Annotated in this window: 4 protein-coding genes and 1 pseudogene; all 5 read right to left on the reverse strand. The window is 63.2% G+C overall.

Annotated elements, in window-relative coordinates:
- Window positions 1-77 precede the first annotated feature (77 nt).
- Entirely contained in the window at window positions 78-680 is a 603-nt protein-coding gene (locus ACK4S9_RS23100) for a response regulator (RefSeq protein ID WP_409730269.1), read from the reverse strand.
- Entirely contained in the window at window positions 610-1,731 is a 1,122-nt protein-coding gene (locus tag ACK4S9_RS23105) for an ATP-binding protein (protein WP_409730271.1), read from the reverse strand. Before ACK4S9_RS23105 ends, ACK4S9_RS23100 begins: the two co-directional genes overlap by 71 nt.
- 373 nt (window positions 1,732-2,104) lie before the next feature.
- A pseudogene (locus ACK4S9_RS23110) lies at window positions 2,105-2,452 on the reverse strand (PAS domain-containing protein); the annotation flags it as partial.
- Between the two features lie 82 nt (window positions 2,453-2,534).
- The gene (locus ACK4S9_RS23115) at window positions 2,535-2,918 is read right to left on the reverse strand and encodes a PAS domain S-box protein (RefSeq protein ID WP_409730275.1); all 384 of its coding nucleotides are present in this window, start codon (window positions 2,916-2,918) and stop codon (window positions 2,535-2,537) included.
- 233 nt (window positions 2,919-3,151) lie between these two features.
- Window positions 3,152-3,562, reverse strand: coding sequence for a DUF2061 domain-containing protein (locus ACK4S9_RS23120; RefSeq protein WP_409730273.1), 411 nt, complete (start codon window positions 3,560-3,562; stop codon window positions 3,152-3,154).
- Between the last annotated feature and the right edge of the window lie 429 nt (window positions 3,563-3,991).

Here is a 3,991-nt window from a genome sequence, read left to right on the forward strand (position 1 = left end):
CCGAACAGGACCGTGAAACGACTTTGCGCCGATGATAGTGCTGCAACCAGTGTGAAAGTAGGTTATCGTCAGGCTAGTTATATGAAAAACCCCACCAGATGATTCTGGTGGGGTTTTTTGCGTTCAGATAGCGAAAAACGGAGCGCATGCCCGTGTGTCGACTCTCTTTTCAGTCTTCGGCCAGCAATTGCCGCACCAGTCGCGCCATCTCTTCGAGCCGGTAGGGCTTGCGCAGCAGTTGTGTGTCCAAGCAGGTCGTCGTCCGCCCCGCCTTCCCCCGGATAGCCCGATGCGAACAGCAGCTTCGCCTGCGGCAGGTAGTGCGCCGTTGCTGCCGCAAGATCCTGGCCGCGCACTTGGCCCGGCATCACCAGGTCGGTGAACACGAGATCGATCGGCAGGCCCTGGCGGATCATGCCCAGCGCGGTCTCGCCGTCCGCCGCTTCGAGCACGCACAAGCCAAGCTTGCGCAGCACCTCGCTACTGGCTTGCCGCCCCGGGGCTTCATCTTCCACCAGCAGTACGGTCCGCAGCGCGGGAGGTAGCGTCGCCGGCGCGACTTCGCCTCCAGCGGCCTGCAGCAGCGGGAAGTACATGCTCACGGTCGTTTCACTGCCGGCCTCGCTCGCCAGGTCGATCTGCCCGCCGCTCTGTTTCACGAAGCCGAAGGCCAGGCTCAATCCCAGGCCGGCACGGCGCTGGCCCGTCTTGGTCGAGTAAAAGGGCTCGAACGCGCCGCAGCGCCTCGTCGCCCATGCCGGCGCCGTTGTCCGCGATGCGCACCCGCAGGTAAGCCGGTGCCTCGCCGGTTCCGGGATCGCCCGGCCAATGCGCCGCGTCGACCGCCACCTCGAGCCGTCCGTCCTTGTCCATGGCTTGCGTGGCGTTCTGCACCAGGTGCAGGACGGTCTTCGGTGGCCGCCACCACCGCTTCGTCGTCGTCGACCACCAGGATGGTTTCGTCGCCGCCCGGCACGCAGGTTTCGCCCGCGGCCTGCATGTGCAGGGCCTCGCCGTCGGCGCGCGGGAGCAGGATCGTGATCGTCGTTCCTGCTCCGGGTCTGCTGTCGATACGGATCTCGCCGCGCTTTGCTTGACGAAATCGTACACCATGCTCATGCCCAGCCCCGTGCCTTCGCCGGGCGCCTTGGTCGTATAGAACGGCTCGAAAATCTTCTCGAGCACTTCCGGCGTCATGCCGCAGCCCGTGTCGGCGATCGACAGGCGCACGTGGCCCGCGGACGCATCGCCGTTGTCGACGCCGATCGTCAGGCGCCCGCTGCCGTCCATCGCGTCGCGCGCATTGATCGCCATGTTGAGGATCGCGTTCTCGAGCTGGTTGCGGTCCACCCCGGCATTCCAGAGGCCCGGCGTGCGGCGCAGGTCGAGCACGATCCGGTCGCCCAGGGCGCGCAGCAGCAGCGACTCCATGTCGGCCAGCAGGCGTTCGAGGTCGGTGGCGACCGGCTGCAGTGGCCGCCGGCGCGCAAACGCCAGTAGTTGCGAGGATAGCTTGGAGCCGCGTTCGACGGCGGCCACCGCGCTGGCCACGCGTGCGCCGAGCACGCTGCCGATTCCGTCCAGTTCCATCAGCTGCAGGTTGCTGGAAATGATCTGCAGGACGTTGTTGAAGTCGTGTGCCACGCCGCTGGCCAGCTGGCCGACCGCTTCCATCTTGTGCGCCTGGCGCAGCGCATCCTCGGCCTTGACCCGCTCGGATACCTCCAGCACGACCTTGCGTTCCAGTGACTGGTTCAGTTCGCGTAGCGCCGCTTCTGCCTGCCGCAGGCTTTCTTTGGTGCGTTTGCGCGATCCAGCGTCGTTCGCCGTTGTCGGTCCGGGTGATCAGGTATTCCGAGTAGCGCAGCGGCTTCGACTCGCTGCCGATGCGGTTTGGGCCGGCCAGGTGCAGGTAGGCCGGGTCGACCCGGCCCAGCAGCAGCTCGGCCGTGACTTCGACGTCCGGCGCGAAGCCCCAGATGCGGCGGTAGGCATCCGACACCACCAGCTTGCCGGTGCTCGGGTACCACTCGAAGGTGCCGCCTCCGCCGGCTTCCTGCGCGACACGCACCCGCTCTTCGGTGAGCGCATGGTCGGTCACGTCGACGCCTTCGACGAAGATGTCCTGGATCCGTCCGTCCGCATCCTTCAGTGGCTGGTAGGCGAAGTCGAGGATGCGGCGTTCCATGCCCTGGCCGTTGCCACGGTCCAGCTGGACCTCGAGCTTGCGGCCGTGATAGGGCTCGCCGCTCGTGTAGACACCGTCGAGCAAATCGTAGATGCCCTGTCCGTCGAGTTCCGGCAGCGCGAGCCGCACCGGCTTGCCGAGGATGGGACGATGCTGCACCAATTTCAGGTAGGCGTCGTTGGCAAGCGCGAACACATGGTCGGCGCCGGAGAGCACCGCCATGAAGCTCGGGGCCTGGCGGAACAGGGTGTTGAGGAAGTCCATGTCACTGGACAGGCGGCGGTTGGCCTGTTCGAGCGTGACGCGCAAGGCGTCCAGGTCGCAATTGAGCTGCTCGAGATGGGTTTCATGGTGTTCCCGCTGCTGCGGTACGTACCCGGTCGGTCGTTTCCAGCACTGTCGCCAGCACTCCGCGCACCACGCCGTGTTCGTCGACCGCCGGACCGTAATAGAGATCGAACCAGATTTCCTCCGGCACGCCATGGCGGCCGAGGACGAAGCGGGCGTCGCGAAAGACCCGCTCTTCGCCGGCGAAATAGGCAGCGAAGACTTCCTCGTTGAAGCCGCGGGCTTCCGGCCAGGCGTCCAGCACCGATGTGCCGAGGACGTGCGGATGCTTGCCGCCGCACACCCGGGCGTAGCCGTCGTTGTAGAGGAGGGTGCGGTCCTCGCCCCAAATCGGGGCCATGCTGGCGGGCGAGCGCAGGACGACGTCGGTCAGCGTGCGCAGGACGGCAGGTCAACTGTCGACAGGGCCGAGCGCAGTCGCGTTCCATTCCCGTGTTCGAATCAGCTCGGCCGCTTCGGAACGCGAGGCAGGCCAGACGATCTTGCTCATCACTGCCTCATCTGGTCGTAGGCGGAGCTCGCCAGGGCTGGAGTGCGGGCAACGTGTCCACATTAGCGTCGCAGTAACACTGGCAACCGCAGCTTTAGTGTCTTATTTGCATGCTTACGCCATGCTCAGGCAGCGCGCAGGCTTCCGTTCAGGCGCAGTTCCAGCTTGTTCCAGAAGCGATCATGGACTGGAAGCAGCAGGACGTTGCAGATCGGCTCGAGAATGGCGGCCATGCCGCCGAAGGCGAGCGAGCCCGTGGCGACATACATCACCGCAAAGGCCACGCCCATGTGGAGCGCGGTCTGGCTGAGTTTCTCCGCAGCGATGCGCAGGTAACGCTCGCGTTCGTTCAGGGCGCGGGCGCGGATCGCAGCCCATGCCTTCTCGTGCAGGGGGAGGAGCAGTACGTTGATGATGGGTTCGATGACGATTGCCAGTCCGCCGAAGACGACCGAACCCGTGACCGCATAGGCAATCACGAAGGCGATTGTCATATGGGCGATGACCTGGCTGGTTTTCTTGGCGGCGATGACCATGTTGACTGTTCCTATGCTTCGTTAACACTGCTGTATTGCAAATGATAGCGATTCTCATTCATAGTTAAAAGCAAATTTAATTGAAGAGGTTGATAGACTGGGGCTATGGTAGGCGATGGTGGGAGTGTGGTTTGTTCGCTCTGAGCCTACTTGCGCCGCATACGGGCATTTGATATAGTCTCGTTTCTTCAGCGCACATCGCAGCTTTCAAAGCAGCGACAGCGAAAGAAGAAAAGAGGGGCTTGACGATAAACGCAGAACACCGCATAATCTCGCTTCTCTGCTGCTGACGAACACAACGCTTCGTGGCGATAGCAGAACAGAACAACGGTTCTTTAACAATCAACAGTCGATAAGTGTGGGCGTTTGATGAAGGTGCCGCTGGCTTCGGTCAGTGATTACTTAAATTATCAAATGTTCACAAAAAAG

Source organism: Massilia sp. (assembly GCF_046293535.1).
In the GTDB taxonomy this organism is placed as follows: domain Bacteria; phylum Pseudomonadota; class Gammaproteobacteria; order Burkholderiales; family Burkholderiaceae_D; genus Telluria.

Coding starts and splice junctions, on each gene's coding strand:
- ACK4S9_RS23120 (WP_409730273.1), bottom strand. CDS start 3,562: ATGGTCATCGCCGCCAAGAAAACCAGCCAGGTCATCGCCCATATGACA.